Genomic DNA, 20,083 nt, shown 5'->3' on the forward strand with positions numbered 1-20,083 from the left:
ATGAAACAACAATAAAAACAATGAATTATGTTTTATATTTTGTTTCTAAAGGGAAATGCATCATCTGCTGCCTAAGGGCGATATTAGCAAAACAATATTGTGAATTGTAGGTATCACCCTATTTCCCCCGATCTAATATCTCGCATATCGTTATTTATATAGTGATTTATACTGGATAATATTTGTATACGATCTATTGATTTTAAAGCAAATATGTTTCTTTTTCCTTTTGGTTTTATATTCTGAATTTGACTTAATTTAATAAAATCTATTTCCAAGCAATACTATTATTTGCAAGAATATTCCCAGCAACACGCCACACGTAAAACTCGTATTTTATTTACCAGAAAATCCATTGTCGATTTTCCAAATCTCGTTATTTCTCATAAATAACGGATGTCGGCGTATTGCCCAGAGCAAAAGGATCTGGCTCCAACCGCACGGACGGCGACATGGCGTTGCCGCCGCCGCGGGGGATTTAGATGTGCTGTTCTTTTATTTAAAAACTCTCTACAGGAACCTGAGAAATGAAACTGAATAAATTAATGCTGGCAACCGTGATTGCTTTCGCTTCCGCCTCTGTTGCTCATGCCGCATCTAATCAGGGCAGCGGTAAAGTCACCTTTACCGGCGAAATTATCGATGCGCCATGCAGCGTCGCGCCGGAATCCGTTGACCAAACCGTGCCGATGGGCCAGATCAGCAGCCGCATCCTGGCCAACCAGGGTAAATCCAGCATGCAGCCTTTCAACATCGAACTGAAAGATTGCTCCATCTCCACCATGAAAAACGTCAAAGTGACCTTTACCGGCACGCCTGATCCGGTCAACAACAAACTGCTGGCCCTGAGCGGCACGGCAACCGGCGCCGGCATCGTGATCTACGACAACCTGCACTCCAAAGAAGTGGAACTGGGCACCGCAACCGACGGTCAGGGTCTGAACGACGGCGACAACTCGCTGAAATTCGCCGCTTACCTGCAGGGCAGCAGCGCCTCAAGCGCCGTGGTACCAGGCGACTTCACCAGCGTGGCGAACTTCACCCTGGCTTACCTGTAATACCCCACAGGGGATGTCTCAGGGCATCCCCCGCTTTATTGCATGCCGCGGATACCGGCAAGGGAACAGGGAAAGACAGGGAGACGCCAGCATGACTATCCGCCTTTGCGGCCTGTTGCTCATCGCGCTCAGCGTCGGCAGCGCGGCGGCGGCAGCGAAAAATCAGGGCCACGGCAAAGTCAGCCTGGGCGGCACCATCGTTGAAACGCCGTGCGGCATCGCCAGCGACAGCCTGGATCAAACCGTCGATTTCGGTCTGATTTCCATGACCGACGCCTCGCAGGACGGGCAATCGGTGCTGATCGGCAGCCGCCGCCATTTCACGATCAAACTGGTGAACTGCGAGCTGGCCAGTCAGGTGAAACCTGACTTCATCTATCGCGCGGCCAACGTCACGTTCGACGGCACCGCCGACAGCGGGGATCCTTCCCTGCTCGGCGTTTACGGCGAGGCGCAGGGCGTGGCTATCGAGCTGTTGACCGATGCCGGCACCCCAATCCCGCTCGGCAGCACGACGGCGGATTACCAGATCGTCGCCGGCGACAACACGCTGCGCTTTGGCGCGCAGTTGCGCCTGCATCCTGACAAGGCGCGGGCAGGCGGCTTCAGCTCTCTGGCCAAATTCACCCTGTCTTATCTCTAGCGCCGGCGGGCGCTGCACAGCATTACGTATTCAGGTCGTACGGATGACCTGCTATTGGGCGCGGACTTGCCATGAGTGATTATGCTATGACGTCATTACTGACACGGAAACACCTACCTCTCCTCGTCATTCTATCTTTCCTCTGGGTACGTCCGGCATTTTCCGCCACGGAATTCAATACCGACGTCCTGGACATCGGTGAGCGCAGCAAAGTGGACCTTTCGCGCTTCTCCGACGCCGACTACGTCATGCCCGGCGCTTACTTGCTGGACATCAAGATCAACCAGAAAACGCTGCCTCAGCGCAGCATTCAGTATTTCCCGTCACCGGATAACAAGAGCGGTAGCCAGGTGTGCCTGCCGCCTGACCTGGTGGAAAAAATGGCGCTGAAAGAAGAAGCGGCCAAAAAAGTCACCCTGTGGCACGACAACCAGTGCGCCGACATTCGCGGCATCAAAGGCGCGACCCTCTCCGATCGCATCGGCGGCGGCGTGCTGGCGATCACCATCCCGCAGGCGTGGATGAAATACTCCGATCCCGACTGGACGCCGCCCGAACAGTGGGACGACGGCATTCCCGGTCTGCTACTGGACTACAACCTGAGCGGCCAGTTAGGCAAGCAGAATCACAACAACAACACCGCCCAGAACCTGAGCAGCTACGGCACGCTGGGCGCCAATATGGGCGCCTGGCGCCTGCGCGCGGACTACCAAGCCAATTACAATCAGCAGGCCGGCGATCGCAGCACCGGCTTCGACTGGAACCAAATCTACGCCTATCGCGCGCTACCGATGCAGGCCGCCAAACTGACGCTGGGTGAGATCTATCTCGACTCCGGGGTGTTCGACGCCTATCGCTTCACCGGCCTCAATCTGGCGAGCGACGAACGCATGCTGCCGCCGAACCTGCAGGGCTACGCGCCGGAAGTGCGCGGCATCGCCAAGAGCAACGCCAAGATCACCGTCTCGCAGGAAGGCCGCACGCTGTACGAAACCACCGTGCCCGCCGGGCCGTTCGCCATTCAGGATCTCAACAGCTCGGTGCGCGGCAAGCTGGACGTCAAGGTGGAAGAGCAGGACGGCACCGTCTCGACCTTCCAGGTGGATACCGCCACCATTCCGTACCTGACCCGCCCGGGCTACGTGCGCTACAACGTGGCGCTCGGCAAAACCTCGGCCTACGACCACCGCACCCAGGGCCCGCTGTTTTCCGCCAGCGACTTCTCCTGGGGGCTGAGCAACGCCTGGTCGCTGTATGGCGGGGCGCTGCTCGGCGGCGACTATAACGCCTGGGCGCTCGGCCTCGGCCGCGATCTGAACGTGTTCGGCGCCATGTCGCTGGACGTCACCCAGTCGATCGCCCGTCTGCCCGGCGAGCCGACCGCCAGCGGCATGTCGTTCAAGCTCAACTACGCCAAACGCTTCGATGAGCTGAACAGCCAGATTACCTTCGCCGGCTACCGCTTCTCGCAGCGCAAGTTCATGAACATGTCGCAGTATCTGCAGGAGCGCTACGGCGATTACGACAAGAATTACAACGGCCGTCAGAAAGAGCTGTATACCATCACCGCCAGCAAAACCTTTATGGCGGAAGACAGCGCCAAGGCGATCACCACCTATCTGACCTACTCGCACCAAACCTATTGGGACGCGCGAACCCAGGATCGTTACGGCCTGTCGACCAGCAAGCTGTTCAGCATTGGGGATATCAGCAACATCACCGCCTCGCTGTCGGCTTACCGCACTTACTACCAGGGCCGCACCGACGACAGCGTGATGCTCAACTTCACCGTGCCGATCGGCGATCGTCGGCGCGTCGGCTATGCGCTGCAAACCAACAACGGCGACGTCACGCAGACCGCGTCGTACAACGACTACAGCGATCCGGACAATACCTGGCAGGTCAGCGGCGGCTTTAATCAGTCTGGCAAATCGCTGGCGCGCGGGTACTACACCCACAACGCCTCGTTCGGCTCGCTGAACGCCAGCGCCTCTTACCAGCAGGACAGCTACTCGTCGATCGGCGGCTCGTTCCGCGGCGGCCTCACCGCCACCCGGCACGGCATCGCGGCGCACCAGAACTCGAGCAACGGCGGCAGCCGCATGATGCTCGACACCGACGGCATCGCCGGCGTGCCGATCAACAACGGCCGCGCCTACAGCAACCGTTTCGGGCTGGCGGTGATTTCCGACATCACCAGCTACTACAACACCGACACCCGCATCGACGTCAACAAGCTGGCGGACGACGTCGAGGCCACCCGCGCAGTGGTGCAAGGCACGCTGACCGAAGGCGCCATCGGCTACCGCCACTTCGAGGTGGTGAAAGGCAGCAAGCTGCTGGCCACCATTCGCCTCGCGGACGGCAGCGAACCGCCGTTCGGCGCCGCGGTGCTGAGCGAGAAAGGCCGCGAGGTCGCGGTGGTCAACGACGGCGGCTCGGTCTACCTGACCGGCGTGCAGCCGGAGGAAAAACTGGACGTCGCCTGGGAAGGCCAACGCCGCTGCCGCATCGTGATCCCGGGCGCCGCCAAGCCGCTGGACCAGCTGTTGCTGCCGTGCGCCACCCTGTAATCCGTAACGCTGAGAAATAATGACATGAACACACACCCGATAACGCTACTGACCGCCGCCGGCCTGGCCCTGAGCGCCGTACTGCCTACCGCCGACGCGGCGATATCGCTGGATCGCACGCGCGCCGTCTATGTGAGCGACGCCAAATCGATCAGCCTGAATATCGTCAATGAAAACAAAGAGCTGCCCTTCCTGGCGCAGTCCTGGCTGGAGAACGAGCAGCACCAGAAAATCACCTCGCCGCTGGTGGTGCTGCCGCCGTTGCAGCGCGTGGAGCCAAGCGAGCGCAGCGTGGTACGCATCACCAAGACGCCGGAGGCGGATCGCCTGCCGCAGGATCGCGAGTCGGTGTTCTACTTCAACCTGCGCGAAATTCCGCCGAAAAGCACCAAAACCAACGTGATGCAGCTGGCGCTGCAAACGCAGATCAAGCTGTTCTACCGGCCGAAGGCCATCGTCGCGCCCAAGGGCCAGGTGTGGCAGGAAAAGCTGGTGTTCCGTAAAAGCGGCGGCGCTATCTCCGTCGATAACCCGACGCCGTTTTACATCACCCTGACCGGCATGACGCGGCAGACGCAAAAACAGGGCGGCGGCGCGATCGGCGGTTTTCAGCCGCTGATGCTGAAGCCGAAATCCAGCGAAAGCCTCAAGCTGCACGATACCGGCATGAACAGCTTCGTCATCACCTACATCAACGACTACGGCGGCCATCCGGAGCTGCGCTTCGTCTGCAATGGCGGCGTTTGCACCGCCGTGCCCGAGAAAAAATAAGGAGGTCCAGCATGGCTGAATTCACCGATCGACTGCGCCCGCTGCTGCTCGGCGCACTGCTGTGCGGCGGCGGCGCGATGGCGGCAACGCCGCTGGGCGTGATCGAAGGCACCACCGGCACCGTCAGCTTTCACGGCGGCCTGCTCAGCTCCCCCTGTAGCCTGACGCCGGACAGCCGGGATCAGTCCGTCGATCTGGGCGACGTCAGCGCACGCGACTTCCGCAACGCCGGCGATCGCAGCGCGCCGGTACGTTTTCGCCTCTCGTTCCGCAACTGCCTGCTGGGCGCGCGCGCGCTGGCGGATAACCCGGCCGGCCCACGCAACGGCGACGCCGGCCGCCTCTACCTGCAGGGTGAGCAGGCCGCCACGCTGGTATTTCTTGGCGAAAGCGACGTCGACAACCCGTCGTTGCTGAAGCTGAACGGCGGCGTACAGGGCATCGGCCTGCGGCTGCAAGACCAGCAGGGCCAGGTGCTGGAGCTGAATCAGCGCAGCCGCCCTTACATTCTGCAGCCCGGCAGCAACACCCTGTGGTTCAGCGCCAGCGTGGAATCCACCCAGCGGGCAGTGATGGCCGCCGGGTTCGCCGCCGTGGCGCACATTCAGGTGATTTACCTGTGAGGTTCGAGAACGCGATGAAAACTCAACTGACCAAATTCTGCCTGCCGCTGGCGATCGCGCTGGCGGCCCCCGCCGCCTGGGCCAACGGCTACGTCACGCCGGACGGCGGCCCCAAACAGTTCTATATCGATCTGAATGAAAGCAACATCACCAACCAGGTGGGGTTCACCAAACTGTTTCCCTATGATCTGGGCGGCACCTATACCGGCAAGGTGTATTGCGATACCCCTATTCCCACCAGCCCACACTTTTACAAGTCGGATTCGGCGTTGCCCCCCTCCGACTACGGCAACGGCTATTTAAAACTGAATGACTTTTTGGATTTAAAAGCCGAGGTGTGGATCGCCGGCAACAAGAACGCCTACGTCACCGTGCCTTTTTACAACGAATCGAATTTGCTGAGCCAACACCGTTGCCAGCCGCCGTACTTACAGGTCAACAACTACGGCAGCGGTTCCAAAGGCAAGATCACCTTCCGGGTGCGCAAAAAAATCATTAACGGCGTCGAGATTAACGATCGGCAGATCATCGAGATGTACGGCCGCCTCGGCTCGACCGACGGCGGTTTCGGCCCCAATCCGATGGCGCAGGTGTTTATCCAGTCCGCGATCCTCTATGTACCGGATAAATGCGTGGTGAACGAAGGCCAGCTGATCAACGTCGAGTTCGGCGAGATCGGCGGCAGCGATCTCAACGGTTCGAATTATCCGCAGAGCATTCCGGTGCGCTTCCAGTGCGAGGGCGGCAGCTTCGAGGACGGCACGCTGAACATCAAGCTGGCGGTGTCGGGCACGGCGGCTTCCTTCAGCAACGAGGTGTTCAAAACCGACAAGAACGATCTCGGCATCCGGCTGACGCACAACGGCCAGTTGGTTATCCCGAATGAGTTTTACCCGGTGCCGAACATCGGCAACGGCGGCTCCTGGAACCTGGTGGCGGCGCCGTTCGCCAACGGCGGCGCAGAGATCGGCGAAGGGGAATTCAACGCATCGGCCACCATCGTGGCGGCATTCCAGTAACCGAGGGAGGAACGGAAAATGCGTCTACGCGCTTTAGCGCTGCTGAGCTGCGCGCCCTGGTGGGTTGCCATACCGGCGGCGGCGAACACCGAGCTTATCGGCGCGCCGGTGCAGTTCCACGGCACAGTGGTGAGCCGCCCGTGCAATATCGAACCGCAGTCCGCCGATCAACTGGTGGAGATGGGCACGGTGATCGTCAAAACCCTGTACCGCTACGGCCACACCACGCCGGTGCCGTTCAGCATCAAGCTGACCGACTGCAAGACCACGGTGTTCAAATCCGTCAGCGTGACCTTCAGCGGCACCGAAGACGGAGAGCTGCCGGGCAAGCTGGCGATCAACAACGGCGCGAACGGCGCCGCCATCGCCCTGTTCGATCATCAGGGAGCGGACATCGACCTGAATAAGGCCACCAGTGCCGTCGCGCTGCAAAACGGCCCCAACAGCCTGAACTTCACCGCCTATGTGCAGGGGCAGCCGAGCGCGATCCAGAACCAAAGCATTACCGAAGGCGAATTCACGTCCGTCGCCAATTTTGTGCTGGCGTACCAATAAGCCCGCACCACCCCAGGGAAATCAGGAAAACGACCGGCGCGCGAACGCCGGCAATGGGCCGTCACCGTTCGCTCCGGCGCGGTGCCACGGCCCTTTTAAGGAGCCACCCATGCCAGATATTCGCTTCACGCTGTTCGACAGCGATAACTTCTACCAGCAGGGGCTGCGTCTGCTGCTGCAGGACTATCTGCACTCCCTGAACGAATGCCAGCGTCTGTACCCGCAGTTCTCGCCGCTGGCGCTGCAGGCGTTGGATAACATCGAAATCGTGTTTCGCACGCCGGAAGAGCGCTGGGGTTGCGCCTGCTGCTACCAGAGCGCCTACGGCATCCCGCGCCAGCGGCAGCTGACCCTGCTGATCCTCGACGACACGACCCAGCAACAGGTGAAAAACCTGCCGCCGCTGTTCAGCATCCATCGGCGCGATTCGGCCTATGCCATCCGTCTCAAGCTGCAGATGGCGCTGGAAAAGTTCATCCAGCATCCGTGGGTGGCGCTGCACGCCGCCGGCCTGTGGAAATGCCAGGCCTGCCGCATCGCCGCGCTCAGCCACTGCGAAAAAAAGGTGCTGGGTTTGATGAGCAGCGGCATGTCCGCCTGCAGCATCGCCGGCCTGCTGCAGCGCAGCCAGAAAACCATCAGCGCCCATAAGCGTTCGGCGATGCGCAAGCTTAACGTGCGTAAAAACAGCGAGTTGAATAAGGTGCTGCTGAATCAGCGGGGGCTTGGCTGAGCGACAACAGGCTCGCGAGTGATATCAGAGTGGTTTACTCTGAATACTCATTTTTATACTGCAAAGCGAGCCGGAATACATGCCCAGAACAGCCCAAGTCGTTGACGTCCCCGCCCTCGGCGAGATTGACCGCCAGGCGGGGCAGCTTAGCCACCAGCTGGCGCAGGCCCTGCGCCGGGCTATCCACAAAGGCGATCTGAAAGCGGGCGATCTGCTGCCTTCGACACGCCGGCTGTCGGCGGCGCTGAATCTGGCGCGCGGCACGGTAATGGAGGCCTTTGCTCAGCTGACGGCGGAAGGTTTTCTCGAACCGCAGCCCGGTTCCGGCACCCGGGTTGCCCACTATCAGGCGCCGCGCCGCACGCCGCACGCCAACGCGCAGGCGAGTTCGGCGGTAGCGGTTCCGCTTTCTTCACAGGCGCAGCATCTGGCGCGCTTCGCCGCCCAGGTGCGGGCGCTGCCGCCGGTGCCGTTCACCGTCTCGGTGCCGATCGGCGATACCGCGCCCGACGATATCTGGCGGCGGCTCGGCAACCGCATCCGGGCGCGCGGCCCCGGCGCCCCGTCGGGCTACGGCGATCCTCTGGGCGCGTTGCCGCTGCGCGAAGCCATCTGCGACTATGTGCGCCGTTCCCGCTCGGTAAATTGCACGCCGCAACAAATCCTCATCACCGCCGGCACGCAACAAGGGCTCTATTTGGCCGCGCAGATCCTGCTGGACGCCGGCAACAGCGCCTGGGTCGAGGACCCCGCCTACGCCGGCATCACCGCCCTTTTTAACAGCCTGTTTCGCGATCGGCACATGATCAGGGTACCCGTCGCTAACGACGGCATCGACGTCGCCGCCGGCGTGCGCCTGGCCGCCGACGCCCGAGCCGCCTTTGTCACGCCGTCGCATCAATACCCGCTGGGCATGCCGATGAGCATGGCGAAAAGAAGCGCCCTGCTGGCCTGGGCCAAAGAGCGGCAGGCCTGGATCGTGGAAGACGATTACGACAGCGAGATGCGCTACGCCGGCCACCCGTTCCCCTCGCTACAAGGGTTGGCGCCCGAGCGGACGCTTTATCTCGGCACCTTCAGCAAGGTGCTGTTCCCTTCGCTGCGGCTGGGTTACGCCATCGTGCCGCCGCCGCTGGTCGACGCCTTTTGCGGCGCCCGGATCCTGATGGATCGTCACCCGCCCAGCGCGGATCAACACGTACTGGCCGCCTTTATCGCCGAAGGGTATCTCGACCGGCATATCCGCAAAATGCGCGGCGTCTACGCTGAGAAACGCCGGGTGCTGATCGAGGCGATCAACACGCATATCCCCGCCGATTTGGCGGTAGTGCAGCCCTGCGATCAGGGCATGCACATGGTGCTGTGGCTGAGGAAAGATCTCGATGACGTGCGGGTCGCCCAGTGCGCCAACGAAGCCGGGTTGGCGCTGCGGGCGGTGTCGCCGATGTATGCGCCCGGCCACGGTGAGCCGGGTCTGGTGCTGGGATTGGGCGGTTACCATGATCGCCAGGTACAGCAGGCGGTGAAACGGCTCGGCGAAGTGATCCTGGCCTGCGCCGGCAGCGGCGCCTAGCGGGAAAAACGCTTGGCGCCGAACACGCAAACCACCACGCCGGCCATCACGGCGATCATCATCGGCTGAACGGTTTCCTGCAGCAGCCAGGCCGCCAGCATCAGGCCGAAGAACGGCTGCAGCAGCTGCAGCTGCCCGACGGCGGCGATGCCGCCCTGCGCCAGGCCGCGATACCAGAAGATAAACCCAATCCACATGCTGAACACCGAGACGTACACCAGCGACAGCCAGGCGGCACCGCTGACGGCAGGCCAAGTGGCCGGCGCCGCCCACCACGCCGCCACCAGCGTCAACGGCAAGGCGACCACCAGCGCCCAGGAGATCACCTGCCAGCCACCGATCCGGCGCGACAGCACCGCCCCTTCGGCATAACCCAGACCGCACAGCAGCACCGCGCCGATCATCAGCGCATCCCCCTGCCAGGCACCGCCGCTTTCCTGGCTCAGCGCGAACGCCCCCACCAGCGCGGCCCCGATACCGGAAAAGGCCCAAAAAGCGGGCTTGGGCCGCTCTCCGCCGCGCAAGACGCCAAAACCGGCGGTCGCCAGCGGCAGCAGGCCGATATACACCAGCGAATGCGCCGAGGTGGTGTGCTGCAGCGCCAGCGCCGTCAGCAGCGGGAAGCCGATGACCACGCCGAGCGCCACAAACAGCAGCGGCGGCAAATCGGCCCGCGTCGGCCGCGCCTGGCGGGTGATCAGCAACGCGCACAGGGCCAGCAAGGCGGCGATCGCCGCCCTGACTGCCGTCAGAAACAGCGGATCGAGCTCCAGCACCGCCACCCGCGTGGCGGGCAGCGAGCCGCTGAAGATAATCATGCCGAGGAAGCCGTTCATCCAGCCCTGAGCGGAATGTCCGACAACGGGATGAGCGGGGGTAACAACGAGAGTTTTTTCAGACTGACTGTCCATGATGCGAACGCTCCGCACGCCTGAGGCATACCGAAATCGGCAACCCGCGAGGCGAGGTCATAGTGAAAGAGAACAGCATTCCCCGGCGTCGCTTGCCGGGGTTGCGTTCTATTTTTCAGATAAAGCGGCTCACGGACAGGTCCAGATAGCGAGATTTTCACTGTGCCGGTTGCCAAAGCGCATCGCTAACGCCGAAGAAGGGCGTTTTTCGGGCTGTCCTTGGCCGTTTGGCGCCGCCGCCTGCGGGGTATCATGGACTTTTATGCGTTTTTGCAGAACAGGACAAGGTGCGGTGCCGTGGTGAAACCCTTCTTACGCAGTGGCAGTTTGGATGATGTGCTCGCTTTAGGCGAGAACGGGCAACCGATCTACGCCTGCGCGCAGCAGCTGCGGGAAACCCTGCGTCTTCGCCGGCAGCCACAGGCCGCCGACTGTCTGGCGATCCCCCAGCCGAACGAAAGCGGCACCCGCATCGACTGGTATGCGCCCTTCCCGGGAAAAGTGACCTCCTGGCTGGCGGCAAGCGACGCCCAGCGCGCGCAGGCGGTGCGCCACCTGGAACACTGTCTGGCGACCTTCCGCAGCCTGACGGAACAGACCCGGGCGACCGATCATCCCAGCCACCGCCTGTTCGGCGCGCTGCTGGCCAAAGCGATGCATATTCCCGATCCCAACCACGTCTACCTGGTAGACGACCGACCGGTGCTGACCTTTTGGGGCTTTATCAAACCGCAGGCGCAGAGCCCGGACGATCCGTTAGCCTGCCTGCGCCCGCTCGAATCGGAAGTGGAAAAACCGGCGCCGATCGCCGCCGCACCACGCAAGCCAGCCGTTGTTGAACCGGCAAAACCAACACCGGCCGCCGAGCCTGAACCGGTGCTCGCTCCGGCGGCCCCCGTCGAATCCCCTGCCGTCGTGCGCCCGCGTCGGCGCCACGCGCTGTGGCTGTTACCGGTACTGCTGTTAGGCAGTGCGGCGCTGGCCGCCTGGCTGCACCGCTCACCGCCGCCGCAACCGGCGATGCCGGCTGAGGTGCACCCTCCGGCACCACCGGAAAAAACCGCCGCGCCATTGCCTAAGCTGCGCTTGCCGCTGGCGCACGCCACGCTGATGCCGCCGCCCCCGGCGCCGACCATCCCGCAACCGCTGGACAAAAATGCGCTGGTGCTGCCACCCGAGGCAGTGAAGGCTGGCTCCACCCGTTTCCTTAACGGCAAATGGCGCGCCACGGTGGCGCTGAAAGATCCGATCACCGGCAAGCGCCCCAGCCTGCAATACCGCCTGAACGCGGGCAAAGGCAACGCCATCATCGCCTACGGCGACGGCGTCACCTGTCGAGTCGCGGTCGAAGCCGGCCTGATGCAGTCCGGCAATCTGGTGATCAACAGCCGCACCAAGGCGCGCTGCAGCGACGGCAGCCGCTATCAGATCCCGGAAATCGTCTGCCGCCAGGGCGAGACCGGCGCGGCGGAGTGCACCGGCCGCTACGATGCGGACACCACCTATCCCATGACGTTCAAGCGCGAGAGTAAATGATGCTGGCCCCCCTTACTGACTACAAACACGGCGTTACGCTGATTCAGGACAGCGGCATTCAGTTTCTGGACTTTGCCCTGACGCCGCGGCTGGACGCCGAGTTTCCCGGCAAATTCGTGCGCAAGACCGCCAGCGGCCCGCTGCTGCGCCTGCAATGGGAGGCCGAGAGCGGCAAATACCAGTTGCCGGCCGTGGGCGACCAGGCCGCCGAAGTGGTGCGGCCGGAGTTCAGCTATCCGCTGCAGCAGTCGCTGCACCTGCTGGATAAGCTCTGGCTGCCGTTGCCGTTCCTGCGCTACACCACCTCGGGAATGTTTTTATCGGGCCCGGATAACTGGGCACGTCTGCAGGTGGTGCAGTTGGATGAGCCGGATCAGGACGGTAACCTGCTGCGCGTGGTGCTGGCCTTCGACACCCGCGCCGCCGCGCCCGGTCAGGAAGCATTGGCGCCGGGCGAAAGCGATCTCGGCACCGGGCTGAACTTCACGCTGGCGCACCGCAACCACGAGCTGGGCGAGTTCCTCGATCTGACCTGGGTGGACGGCTGGCTGCGCGAGGCGTTCAGCCAGCGCGCCGCCGAGCGGGAACAGCGCGCCGAAGCGGAGATCAACGCCGGGCTGAAAACCTTCGAGTATCAGGCGCACTACCTCAACCTGTTGCACATGCTCGGCCATCAGCTGACGGTGCCGCAGATAAAAATGGTGGCGGCGACGCTGCAACAACCGGCGATCGACGTCGATCTGGTGCTGGACGTCGGCAATTCTCACACCTGCGGCGTGCTGGTCGAGGACCATCCGGAAGAGAGCAACGGCCTGAAGCAAACCTATGAGCTGCAGCTGCGCTCGCTGTCCGAACCGCATCAGGTCTACAACGAACTGTTCGAGAGCCGGGTGGAGTTTTCTCGGGCCGCGTTCGGCAAGCCGCATCTGTCCTTCCAGAGCGGACGCGACGATGCCTTCCAATGGCCGTCCATCACCCGCGTCGGCCGTGAAGCCGCGCAATTGGCGCAGCGACGCGAAGGGCATGAAGGCACCACCGGCATCTCCAGCCCACGGCGTTATCTGTGGGACGAAGAGCGCTATGCGCCCGGCTGGCGCTTCAACGAGCGGCACGAGCCGATGGCCGCCGCCGCGCCGTTGACCACCCTGATCAACGATGAGGGCGTGCCGCTGTCCGCCCTGCCGACGGCCGAACGGCTGCCGGTGTTCGCCGCCCATTACAGCCGCAGTGCGGTGATGAGCCTGATGTTGAGCGAGCTGTTGGCGCAGGCGCTGATGCAGATCAACAGCATCGCCCAACGCAGCCGCATGCCGAACGCCGCCGCCCCGCGCCGTTTACGCGCCATCATCCTGACGCTGCCTTCGGCGATGCCGAAGCCGGAGCGCGAGATCTTCCGCCGCCGCATGCAGGAAGCGATTGGGCTGGTATGGAAAGCCCTCGGCTGGCACCCGCAGGATGCGCCGTTCAACGGCGAGCACACCCGCTTCCCGGCGCCGCAAGTGCAGATCGAGTGGGACGAAGCCACCTGCGGCCAGATGGTCTATCTGTACAACGAAACCCAGGTGAACTTCGCCGGCCGCACCGACGCCTTCTTCGCCGCCATGGCGCGGCCCGATCGGCCGCTGGCGCCGGGTGAACAGCCCGGCAAGACGTTGCGCATCGCCTCCATCGACATCGGCGGCGGCACCACCGATCTGGCGATCACGCACTACTCGCTCGATGACGGCGTAGGCAACAACATCAAAATCAACCCGCGCCTGCTGTTCCGCGAGGGCTTTAAGGTCGCCGGCGACGATATCTTGCTGGACATCATCCAGCAGTTTGTCCTGCCCGCCGTGCAACAGGCGTTCGAGGCCGCCGGCGTGAGCGCCGCCGCGGCACTGATGGACAAACTGTTCGGCAACGAAGGGCGCATGGACGGGCTTTCCACCCTGCGTCAGCAGGCCGCGCTGCAGATCTTCATGCCCGCCGGGCGCGCGCTGCTCGGTGCCTATGAGCAGTACGATCCGCTGGACAGCCGGGCGGAAATCGCCGCCAACCTCGGCGATCTGCTGCCGCAGCCGCCGACGCCGCAGGTGCTGGCGTTTATCAACGGCGAAGTGCAGCGCGAAGCCGATAGCGACGCCTTCAATATTCTGCACACCCCGCTGGTGACCCGCCTGGCCGATCTGCACGCCGCCTTCTTGTCCGATCGCATCGGCATCGGCCGCTGCCTGCGCCTGCTGGCCGAAGTGGTGGCGCTGTATACCTGCGACGTGCTGCTGCTGACCGGCCGCCCGGCGCGCTTCCCCGGCGTGCAGGCGCTGCTGCGCCACCTGCAGCCGCTGCCCGCCAGCCGCATTCTGCCGCTCGAGGGGTATCACACCCGCAACTGGTACCCGTTCAACAAACGCGGCCGCATCGACAACCCGAAATCCACCGCTGCCGTGGGCGCCATGCTGTGCCTGCTGGCGATCGATCTGCGGCTGGAGAGCTTTTACTTCAACGTCGGCGATTTCCAGCCCTACTCCACCATTCGCTATCTGGGCATGCTGGACGGCAACAACATGCTGGCGGACGATAACGTCTATTACCGCGATATCGATCTGGATCGCGCCGATTTCGCGCTCGATCCCGCCGTCAGCTTCCAGCTGCGCGGCCCACTGCGTCTGGGCTTCCGCCAGTTGGACAACGAACGTTGGCCGGCCTCCCCGCTCTATACGCTGACCATCAATGACGCCCAGCTGGCGCGCAAGCTGGCCGGCGACGCGGTGATCGGCCTGCGTCTGGCCATCACCGCCAGCGCCGAACAGGGCGCCGAAAGCGTCAAGATCGCGCAGGCGGTGCTGGCCGACGGCAGCCCCGTCCCGGCTCACCACCTGCAACTGAAACTCAATACCCTGGCTGCCAGCGCCTCCGGTGCGACCCACTACTGGATAGACAGCGGGAGCATTTACCCACGATGAAAACGCACACCTTTGCCCCAGCGGCTCCGAATAACGCGCTCAGCGCCGGCATTGTGCAGGCGATCGACTGGGTGGACGCCACACGCCGACAATCCGCCCGCCTGGAGCGGGAAGCCGATCGCCTGACGCTGCGTCTGCGCGGTTGCCATAACCGCGCCGTCCAGTTGGAAAACACCCGGCCTGCGCAGGTCGCCATCGGTTTGTATGGCCACAACGCCGCCGCCAAGGCCCATCTGCTGGCGGCGCTGGCGCCTGGCGCCAAACGCTTCAACGCGGACCTGTCGCTCGCGGTGCGCTACTGCACGGCGGCCGAAACGGGGCCCGCCGATTATCCGATCGCCCTCGCGCTGCTCAACGAAGCGCAGTGGTTGGCCATTACGATCGACGCCGCCGCGATGCGCGGCTTTCGCCCGGACTGGGACGCCCGCGCCATCGCCAGCCATTTGCAAGCGTTGGCGCGCCACCGCCAAGCCGTCGCCCTCGATGGCCTCGATGGCCTCGACAGCAACGCCGTGCTGGCGCTGTGGGACAATCAACGCCGCCACGGCGGCAAAGAGCAACCCACGCTCGACAGGCACTTCTGGCCGCAGGCCGTGGCGCTGGCGCCGCAGCTGAGCATCGACGATCGCGCGCGCCTGTTTGCACCGCTGTGGGGAGAGGAGGCGACGTTGACGGCGCGTTATCGCCAGTTGGCGCACGCGTTGCAGGCGCTCGACGGCAGCCGACAGGTTCATGCCCCGCGCCACGCGTTGGCGCTGCTGACCGCAAGCGCCGCACCGGAAAACGCCACGATCGCCGTCATGACCGAAAACGGCGATGAACGGGAGATCGCACTGAGCGATCTGGCCTGGCTGACCGCAGAAGTGACCACCCTGCTGCCGCAAACGGCGCAGGCAGGCTTGCCCGCCGACGTGGCGCTGATCGACCTACCCGGCAGCCGCAGCTGTCCGCAGGCGGAGCCGGCGCAGCGTCTGCAGCAGGCGAAGCGCGCCCATTTACTGGCCCGTTGCGCCGACGGCCAGCACGCCAGCCTGCTGCTGGTGACCGATGCCGCCGCCACGCCGCAGGACGCCGCGCGCGTCGGCCAGGCGCTCGGCGATTGGGTCAACCACACCCAGGGGGAAACCCCGGCGCTGCGCCAACGCCGCAAGCCCGGTTTAATCTGGGCGATCACGCCGTTCGACTCGCGTCAGGAAGGCAAAGCACGGCCCGACGACGCCGTCCAGCGTCAGGTCGGCGAGCCCGGCGACAGCTGGGCCACGCTGCTGGCGCTGGATGAACAGGACTGTCGCCGCATGGTGAACTACCTGGCCGCTCAGGCGCGCCCGGCCCACAAACAAGCGCGCCTGCTCGAACAGCGTGAGGAATTGCAGCGCGAGCTGACGGAAAGCCTGCTCGGTAACTGGCTCACCGCCGCCGATCCGCACGCGACGCAGCAACGCGCGCAACAGCTGCTGCGCGCACTGCAGGCACAGGCCGGACGCCACGGCGAACTGCTGGAGCGGTTGCTACCCCAGCGCGATACGCTGCGCCAGCTTTATCAGCAACAGCAGCACAGCGCACCACCCCCGACGATGGCGCCTTCACCGTTCGGGCTGGATATCGATCTGTTCGGCGAGCAAGACCCTGCGGCGCCCGGCGAGCAGCCCGCATCGCCTTTTGCCGCACGGATCTTCGCAGACTGGGTCAATCATCTGCGTGCGCTGCCGGACAGCCGCCGGTTGCTGGAGCTGCTCGGCGTCGAAAAGCCGCACCTGGAACTGCTGGTTGATGCGCTGATCGGCGCCGCCTGCCGCCTGCGGCTCGATGATGAGCTGGAGAACGCGCTGTGCGCCGGGGGCCTGCCGGAACAGAGCGAAGATCGGCAAATCAGCCAGGCGCTGGCGATACTGGGCGACTTTGTCGCCTGGCTCGGTTTCCAGCGGCGCGATGCGGCAACGCGCCCCGAGAGCCGCGTCAATCCCGGCCAGCCGATCTTTACCCCACCGCCGCAGCCGGCGGTGGACTGGAGCCGCCAGCAGCGGTTAACCCGGCTGGCGCCGACGCCGACCAAAAACACCGCGTTTTATATCTATGACTGGCTGATCGGCCTGCAAACCCTGCTGGCGGAGAATGCCGCGCAGGCGCAGCCCGCGCTGGCAGACGAGCAGCGCGCCGACCTGGCGGCGATCGTCGCCACCCTGCGCGCTGTGCCGTAGCGGGCGCAATCCGGGCCGGGCGCCGCCGGCGATCAGTGGCAGGCCGGCCCGGCCGACATCACTTCGCGAAAATGGGTGACCAGCGGGCGCAGGTTGGCCTTGTGCCACACTGCCCACAGCTGCGTGGTGTATTGCATCCAGGGCAGCTCGCGCAGCACCACGCCCTGCGGCGCGTTATGCCGCAGGCTGTGCTGGATCAGCGTCATCCCCAACCCGGCGGCGACCAGCCCCAGCGCGGTCAGCGGCTCGCCCGCTTCCAGCCGAATATCCGGATCAAACCCGGCCTTCACACAGGCCGCCACGAAGTCGTCGCGCGAATGGGCATCCTCTTTGTGGATCACCGAGATCCAGGCCTGATCGGTGAGATCCACCGGCTGCAGCGTCTCCCTTTCAGCCAGCGGATGCGTCTGCGGCAGGGCCAGCAGCATGCGATCGTCCAACACCTGCGTATAGTCCAAATCCTGATCGTCGCGATCCGGCGCCGTATTGACCAGCGCCACGTCCAGGCTACGCTGCCGCAGCCCTTCGAGCTGCATGGAAGAAGGCTGGCTGTAAAGCACGATGTGCACATCCGGCCGGGACACCCGCAGCGCCCGCAATGCGTTCGACAAAACGCCGGAGTGCATCGCATTTTCGATATAGCCGATGCACAGCCCGCCGTCTTCCCCCCGTCCCAGGCGGCGCCCGAGCGACTCAAGCCGGTTGGCGTGCGTCAATAGCGCGCGGGTTTCGGCCAGAAACGTCTGGCCGTCGGCCGTCAGGCGGATGCGCTGCTGATTGCGCTCAAACAGCATCAACCCGAGGCGCTCCTCAAGCTGGGAAATCTGCCTGCTCAGTGGGGACTGGGAAATGTGCAGCCGTTCGGCGGCGCGGCCGACGTGCTCCTCTTCCGCCACCGCGACAAAGTATTTCAACTGACGTAAATCGATCATGTGAGACCTCAAAGGACTTAACTTAGACGAATTATGTCCTATCAAGTCACAACTTGCCACGTTATCTTTAGCCTCGTGACGGGGCAGACAGGTATGAGCCCCATAAGTTTCCCTGAAAAGATAACGTATTGAGGATCGACTATGAGCATCAAAAATATTTTACCCGGCAAGATCGGTTTGGGCGGCGCGCCGCTTGGCAATATGTTCCGCAACATCCCGCAAGAGGACGTGCAAGCCACCGTCAGCGGCGCCTGGGATCTGGGCATCCGCTACTTCGACACCGCGCCGCTCTACGGTTCCGGCCTGTCGGAAATCCGCATGGGTGAAGTGCTGTCGCAATACCCACGCGACGAGTATGTGCTGAGCACCAAAGTGGGCCGCATCATGCTGGACGAAGAAGAAGACACCTCCGCCCGCGATCTGGGTGAGAAAGGCGGTTTGTTCGAACACGGTTTGAAGAACAAGATCGTCAACGACTACTCCGCCGACGCCACGCTGCGTTCCATTGAAGACAGCCTGAAGCGCCTGAAAACCGACCGTCTGGACATCGTCTGGATCCACGATCCGGCCCAGGACTTTTACGGCGACAACTGGATTGAGCAGTTCAACATCGCTCGCACCGGCGCTTTCCGCGCGCTGACCCGTCTGCGTGAAGAAGGGGTGATCAAGGCCTGGGGCCTCGGCGTCAACCGCGTCGAGCCTTGCGAATTGGCGCTGGGTCTGAGCGAAACGCAGCCGGACGCCTTCCTGCTGGCCGGCCGTTACAGCCTGCTGGATCATGAACGCGCGCTGCAGCGTTTGATGCCGGAAGCCCTGGCGAGCAACGTCGACATTGTCGTCGGCGGCCCTTACAACTCCGGCGTGCTGGCCGGTGGCGAGCACTACGAATACCAGAAAGCATCCCCGGCGGTGTTGGCGAAAGTGGCGCAAATCAAAGCGATCGCCGCTCGCTTCCAGGTCGACGTCAAAGCCGCCGCGCTGCAGTTCGCGCTGGCTAACCCGGCGGTCGCCGCCGTGATCCCCGGTTCGAGCCGCCCTGGCCGCATGGCCGAAGATCTGGCTGCGCTGGACGCCGTTATCCCGGCTGAATTCTGGGCCGAAATGCGCCGTCAGAAACTGGTGGCCGACAACGCGCCGCTGCCGATTCGTTAAGTTTTATGGGGCCGCATGGCCCCATTACCCCCATTAACTCGATGAGATACATGATGAAACTGGATCTATCAGGCAAAGTCGCCGTCGTCAGCGGCTCCACCTCCGGCATCGGCCTCGGCATCGCGCGCGGGCTCGCCAAAACGGGCGCCACCGTCGTGATCGTCGGCCGTCAGAAAACCGGGGTCGATAACGCTATCGCCGACATCAGCGCCAACGTGCCCGGCGCGCAGGTGCGCGGCGTGGTCGCGGATCTCGGGACGGAACAAGGGGCTGCTACCCTGTTCGCCGCGGAACCGAAAGCCGATGTGCTGATCAATAACCTGGGCATTTTCAACGATAAAGACTTCTTTACCGTGCCCGACAGCGAGTGGATGCACTTCTATAACGTTAACGTCCTCTCGGGCGTGCGTCTGGCGCGCCACTATGCGCAGTGCATGACTGAACAGGGTTGGGGACGCATTATTTTCGTGTCGTCCGAATCCGGCGTCGCCATCCCGGCGGACATGATCAACTACGGCGTCACCAAAAGCGCCAACCTGGCGGTGTCTCACGGCCTGGCGAAACGCCTCGCCGGCACCGGTGTGACGGTCAACGCCATTCTGCCGGGGCCAACCTTTACCGAAGGCCTGCAAGAAATGCTGGCGGATGCGGCGGCCAAATCCGGGCGCAGCGCACGCGATCAGGCCGACGAGTTCGTTAAAACCGAACGCCCAAGCTCCATTATTCAGCGCGCGGCGGACGTCGATGAAGTGGCCAACCTGGCCGTTTACCTCGCCTCTCCGCTGTCTTCGGCCACCACCGGCGCGGCGCTGCGCGTTGACGGCGGCGTCGTAGATACGCTGGCAATGTAACCCTGTATCC

16 protein-coding genes are annotated in these 20,083 nt (G+C 63.3%); 14 read left to right on the top strand and 2 right to left on the bottom strand.

All coding sequences use genetic code 11. The features are described 5' to 3' along the window. Positions 1 to 527 precede the first annotated feature (527 nt). The 9 genes from ACJ8IL_RS11005 (at position 528) to pdxR (ending at position 9,548) form a co-directional block, all read left to right on the top strand. The gene (locus tag ACJ8IL_RS11005) at positions 528 to 1,058 is read left to right on the top strand and encodes a fimbrial protein (protein WP_015379342.1); all 531 of its coding nucleotides are present in this window, start codon (positions 528 to 530) and stop codon (positions 1,056 to 1,058) included. Between the two features lie 91 nt (positions 1,059 to 1,149). Then, a complete protein-coding gene (locus ACJ8IL_RS11010) occupies positions 1,150 to 1,701 on the top strand; it encodes a fimbrial protein (protein WP_025304586.1) in 552 nt (183 codons plus the stop codon). An 86-nt stretch (positions 1,702 to 1,787) separates the two neighbouring features. After that, complete coding sequence (locus ACJ8IL_RS11015) at positions 1,788 to 4,274, top strand: fimbria/pilus outer membrane usher protein (protein ID WP_050505149.1); 2,487 nt, start codon at positions 1,788 to 1,790, stop codon at positions 4,272 to 4,274. A 24-nt stretch (positions 4,275 to 4,298) separates the two neighbouring features. Continuing rightward, the gene (locus tag ACJ8IL_RS11020) at positions 4,299 to 5,045 is read left to right on the top strand and encodes a fimbrial biogenesis chaperone (RefSeq protein ID WP_127146871.1); all 747 of its coding nucleotides are present in this window, start codon (positions 4,299 to 4,301) and stop codon (positions 5,043 to 5,045) included. Between the two features lie 11 nt (positions 5,046 to 5,056). Further along, a complete protein-coding gene (locus ACJ8IL_RS11025) occupies positions 5,057 to 5,668 on the top strand; it encodes a fimbrial protein (RefSeq protein WP_049294962.1) in 612 nt (203 codons plus the stop codon). 14 nt (positions 5,669 to 5,682) lie between these two features. Beyond that, complete coding sequence (locus tag ACJ8IL_RS11030; RefSeq protein ID WP_049205605.1) at positions 5,683 to 6,687, top strand: fimbrial protein; 1,005 nt, start codon at positions 5,683 to 5,685, stop codon at positions 6,685 to 6,687. An 18-nt stretch (positions 6,688 to 6,705) separates the two neighbouring features. Next, entirely contained in the window at positions 6,706 to 7,242 is a 537-nt protein-coding gene (locus ACJ8IL_RS11035; RefSeq protein WP_025304591.1) for a fimbrial protein, read from the top strand. A gap of 109 nt (positions 7,243 to 7,351) precedes the next feature. Then, entirely contained in the window at positions 7,352 to 7,975 is a 624-nt protein-coding gene (locus ACJ8IL_RS11040) for a helix-turn-helix transcriptional regulator (RefSeq protein WP_025304592.1), read from the top strand. 79 nt (positions 7,976 to 8,054) lie between these two features. Then, a complete protein-coding gene (gene pdxR / locus ACJ8IL_RS11045; protein WP_442516540.1) occupies positions 8,055 to 9,548 on the top strand; it encodes a MocR-like pyridoxine biosynthesis transcription factor PdxR in 1,494 nt (497 codons plus the stop codon). Here pdxR and ACJ8IL_RS11050 read toward each other — a convergent pair. Continuing rightward, positions 9,545 to 10,459 carry a DMT family transporter gene (locus tag ACJ8IL_RS11050; RefSeq protein ID WP_049205608.1) on the bottom strand — a complete coding sequence of 305 codons (915 nt, stop codon included), beginning with the start codon at positions 10,457 to 10,459 and terminating at the stop codon, positions 9,545 to 9,547. The two genes, pdxR and ACJ8IL_RS11050, sit on opposite strands and share 4 nt — an antisense overlap. 297 nt (positions 10,460 to 10,756) lie before the next feature. Here ACJ8IL_RS11050 and ACJ8IL_RS11055 point away from each other — a divergent pair, with 297 nt between their 5' ends. Genes ACJ8IL_RS11055 through ACJ8IL_RS11065 form a run of 3 tightly spaced genes read left to right on the top strand, consistent with a single transcriptional unit; the run spans position 10,757 to position 17,138 of the window. Then, a complete protein-coding gene (locus tag ACJ8IL_RS11055) occupies positions 10,757 to 11,995 on the top strand; it encodes an SrfA family protein (protein WP_049205609.1) in 1,239 nt (412 codons plus the stop codon). Then, positions 11,995 to 14,940 (top strand): virulence factor SrfB, encoded by a 2,946-nt coding sequence (locus ACJ8IL_RS11060; protein ID WP_442516548.1) that lies wholly within the window; start codon positions 11,995 to 11,997, stop codon positions 14,938 to 14,940. Before ACJ8IL_RS11055 ends, ACJ8IL_RS11060 begins: the two co-directional genes overlap by 1 nt. Continuing rightward, complete coding sequence (locus tag ACJ8IL_RS11065) at positions 14,937 to 17,138, top strand: virulence factor SrfC family protein (RefSeq protein WP_442516541.1); 2,202 nt, start codon at positions 14,937 to 14,939, stop codon at positions 17,136 to 17,138. Before ACJ8IL_RS11060 ends, ACJ8IL_RS11065 begins: the two co-directional genes overlap by 4 nt. Before the next feature lie 32 nt (positions 17,139 to 17,170). Here the strand turns inward: ACJ8IL_RS11065 and ACJ8IL_RS11070 are convergent, their stop codons facing one another. Beyond that, complete coding sequence (locus ACJ8IL_RS11070) at positions 17,171 to 18,070, bottom strand: LysR substrate-binding domain-containing protein (protein ID WP_043139044.1); 900 nt, start codon at positions 18,068 to 18,070, stop codon at positions 17,171 to 17,173. A gap of 141 nt (positions 18,071 to 18,211) precedes the next feature. On the opposite strand from ACJ8IL_RS11070, the gene ACJ8IL_RS11075 reads away from it, so the two are divergent. Together ACJ8IL_RS11075 and ACJ8IL_RS11080 are read left to right on the top strand one after the other, a co-directional pair. Beyond that, complete coding sequence (locus tag ACJ8IL_RS11075; protein ID WP_060435182.1) at positions 18,212 to 19,222, top strand: aldo/keto reductase; 1,011 nt, start codon at positions 18,212 to 18,214, stop codon at positions 19,220 to 19,222. 53 nt (positions 19,223 to 19,275) lie between these two features. After that, complete coding sequence (locus ACJ8IL_RS11080; protein ID WP_049209141.1) at positions 19,276 to 20,073, top strand: SDR family NAD(P)-dependent oxidoreductase; 798 nt, start codon at positions 19,276 to 19,278, stop codon at positions 20,071 to 20,073. Positions 20,074 to 20,083 lie beyond the last annotated feature (10 nt).

The organism is Serratia sp. CY47444 (genome assembly GCF_052168635.1).
Classification (GTDB): domain Bacteria; phylum Pseudomonadota; class Gammaproteobacteria; order Enterobacterales; family Enterobacteriaceae; genus Serratia; species Serratia bockelmannii.

Coding starts and splice junctions, on each gene's coding strand:
- ACJ8IL_RS11020 (WP_127146871.1), top strand. CDS start 4,299: ATGAACACACACCCGATAACGCTACTGACCGCCGCCGGCCTGGCCCTG.
- ACJ8IL_RS11050 (WP_049205608.1), bottom strand. CDS start 10,459: ATGGACAGTCAGTCTGAAAAAACTCTCGTTGTTACCCCCGCTCATCCC.
- ACJ8IL_RS11030 (WP_049205605.1), top strand. CDS start 5,683: ATGAAAACTCAACTGACCAAATTCTGCCTGCCGCTGGCGATCGCGCTG.
- ACJ8IL_RS11010 (WP_025304586.1), top strand. CDS start 1,150: ATGACTATCCGCCTTTGCGGCCTGTTGCTCATCGCGCTCAGCGTCGGC.
- ACJ8IL_RS11040 (WP_025304592.1), top strand. CDS start 7,352: ATGCCAGATATTCGCTTCACGCTGTTCGACAGCGATAACTTCTACCAG.
- ACJ8IL_RS11065 (WP_442516541.1), top strand. CDS start 14,937: ATGAAAACGCACACCTTTGCCCCAGCGGCTCCGAATAACGCGCTCAGC.
- ACJ8IL_RS11015 (WP_050505149.1), top strand. CDS start 1,788: ATGACGTCATTACTGACACGGAAACACCTACCTCTCCTCGTCATTCTA.
- ACJ8IL_RS11075 (WP_060435182.1), top strand. CDS start 18,212: ATGAGCATCAAAAATATTTTACCCGGCAAGATCGGTTTGGGCGGCGCG.
- pdxR (WP_442516540.1), top strand. CDS start 8,055: ATGCCCAGAACAGCCCAAGTCGTTGACGTCCCCGCCCTCGGCGAGATT.
- ACJ8IL_RS11035 (WP_025304591.1), top strand. CDS start 6,706: ATGCGTCTACGCGCTTTAGCGCTGCTGAGCTGCGCGCCCTGGTGGGTT.
- ACJ8IL_RS11005 (WP_015379342.1), top strand. CDS start 528: ATGAAACTGAATAAATTAATGCTGGCAACCGTGATTGCTTTCGCTTCC.
- ACJ8IL_RS11070 (WP_043139044.1), bottom strand. CDS start 18,070: ATGATCGATTTACGTCAGTTGAAATACTTTGTCGCGGTGGCGGAAGAG.
- ACJ8IL_RS11080 (WP_049209141.1), top strand. CDS start 19,276: ATGAAACTGGATCTATCAGGCAAAGTCGCCGTCGTCAGCGGCTCCACC.
- ACJ8IL_RS11025 (WP_049294962.1), top strand. CDS start 5,057: ATGGCTGAATTCACCGATCGACTGCGCCCGCTGCTGCTCGGCGCACTG.
- ACJ8IL_RS11060 (WP_442516548.1), top strand. CDS start 11,995: ATGCTGGCCCCCCTTACTGACTACAAACACGGCGTTACGCTGATTCAG.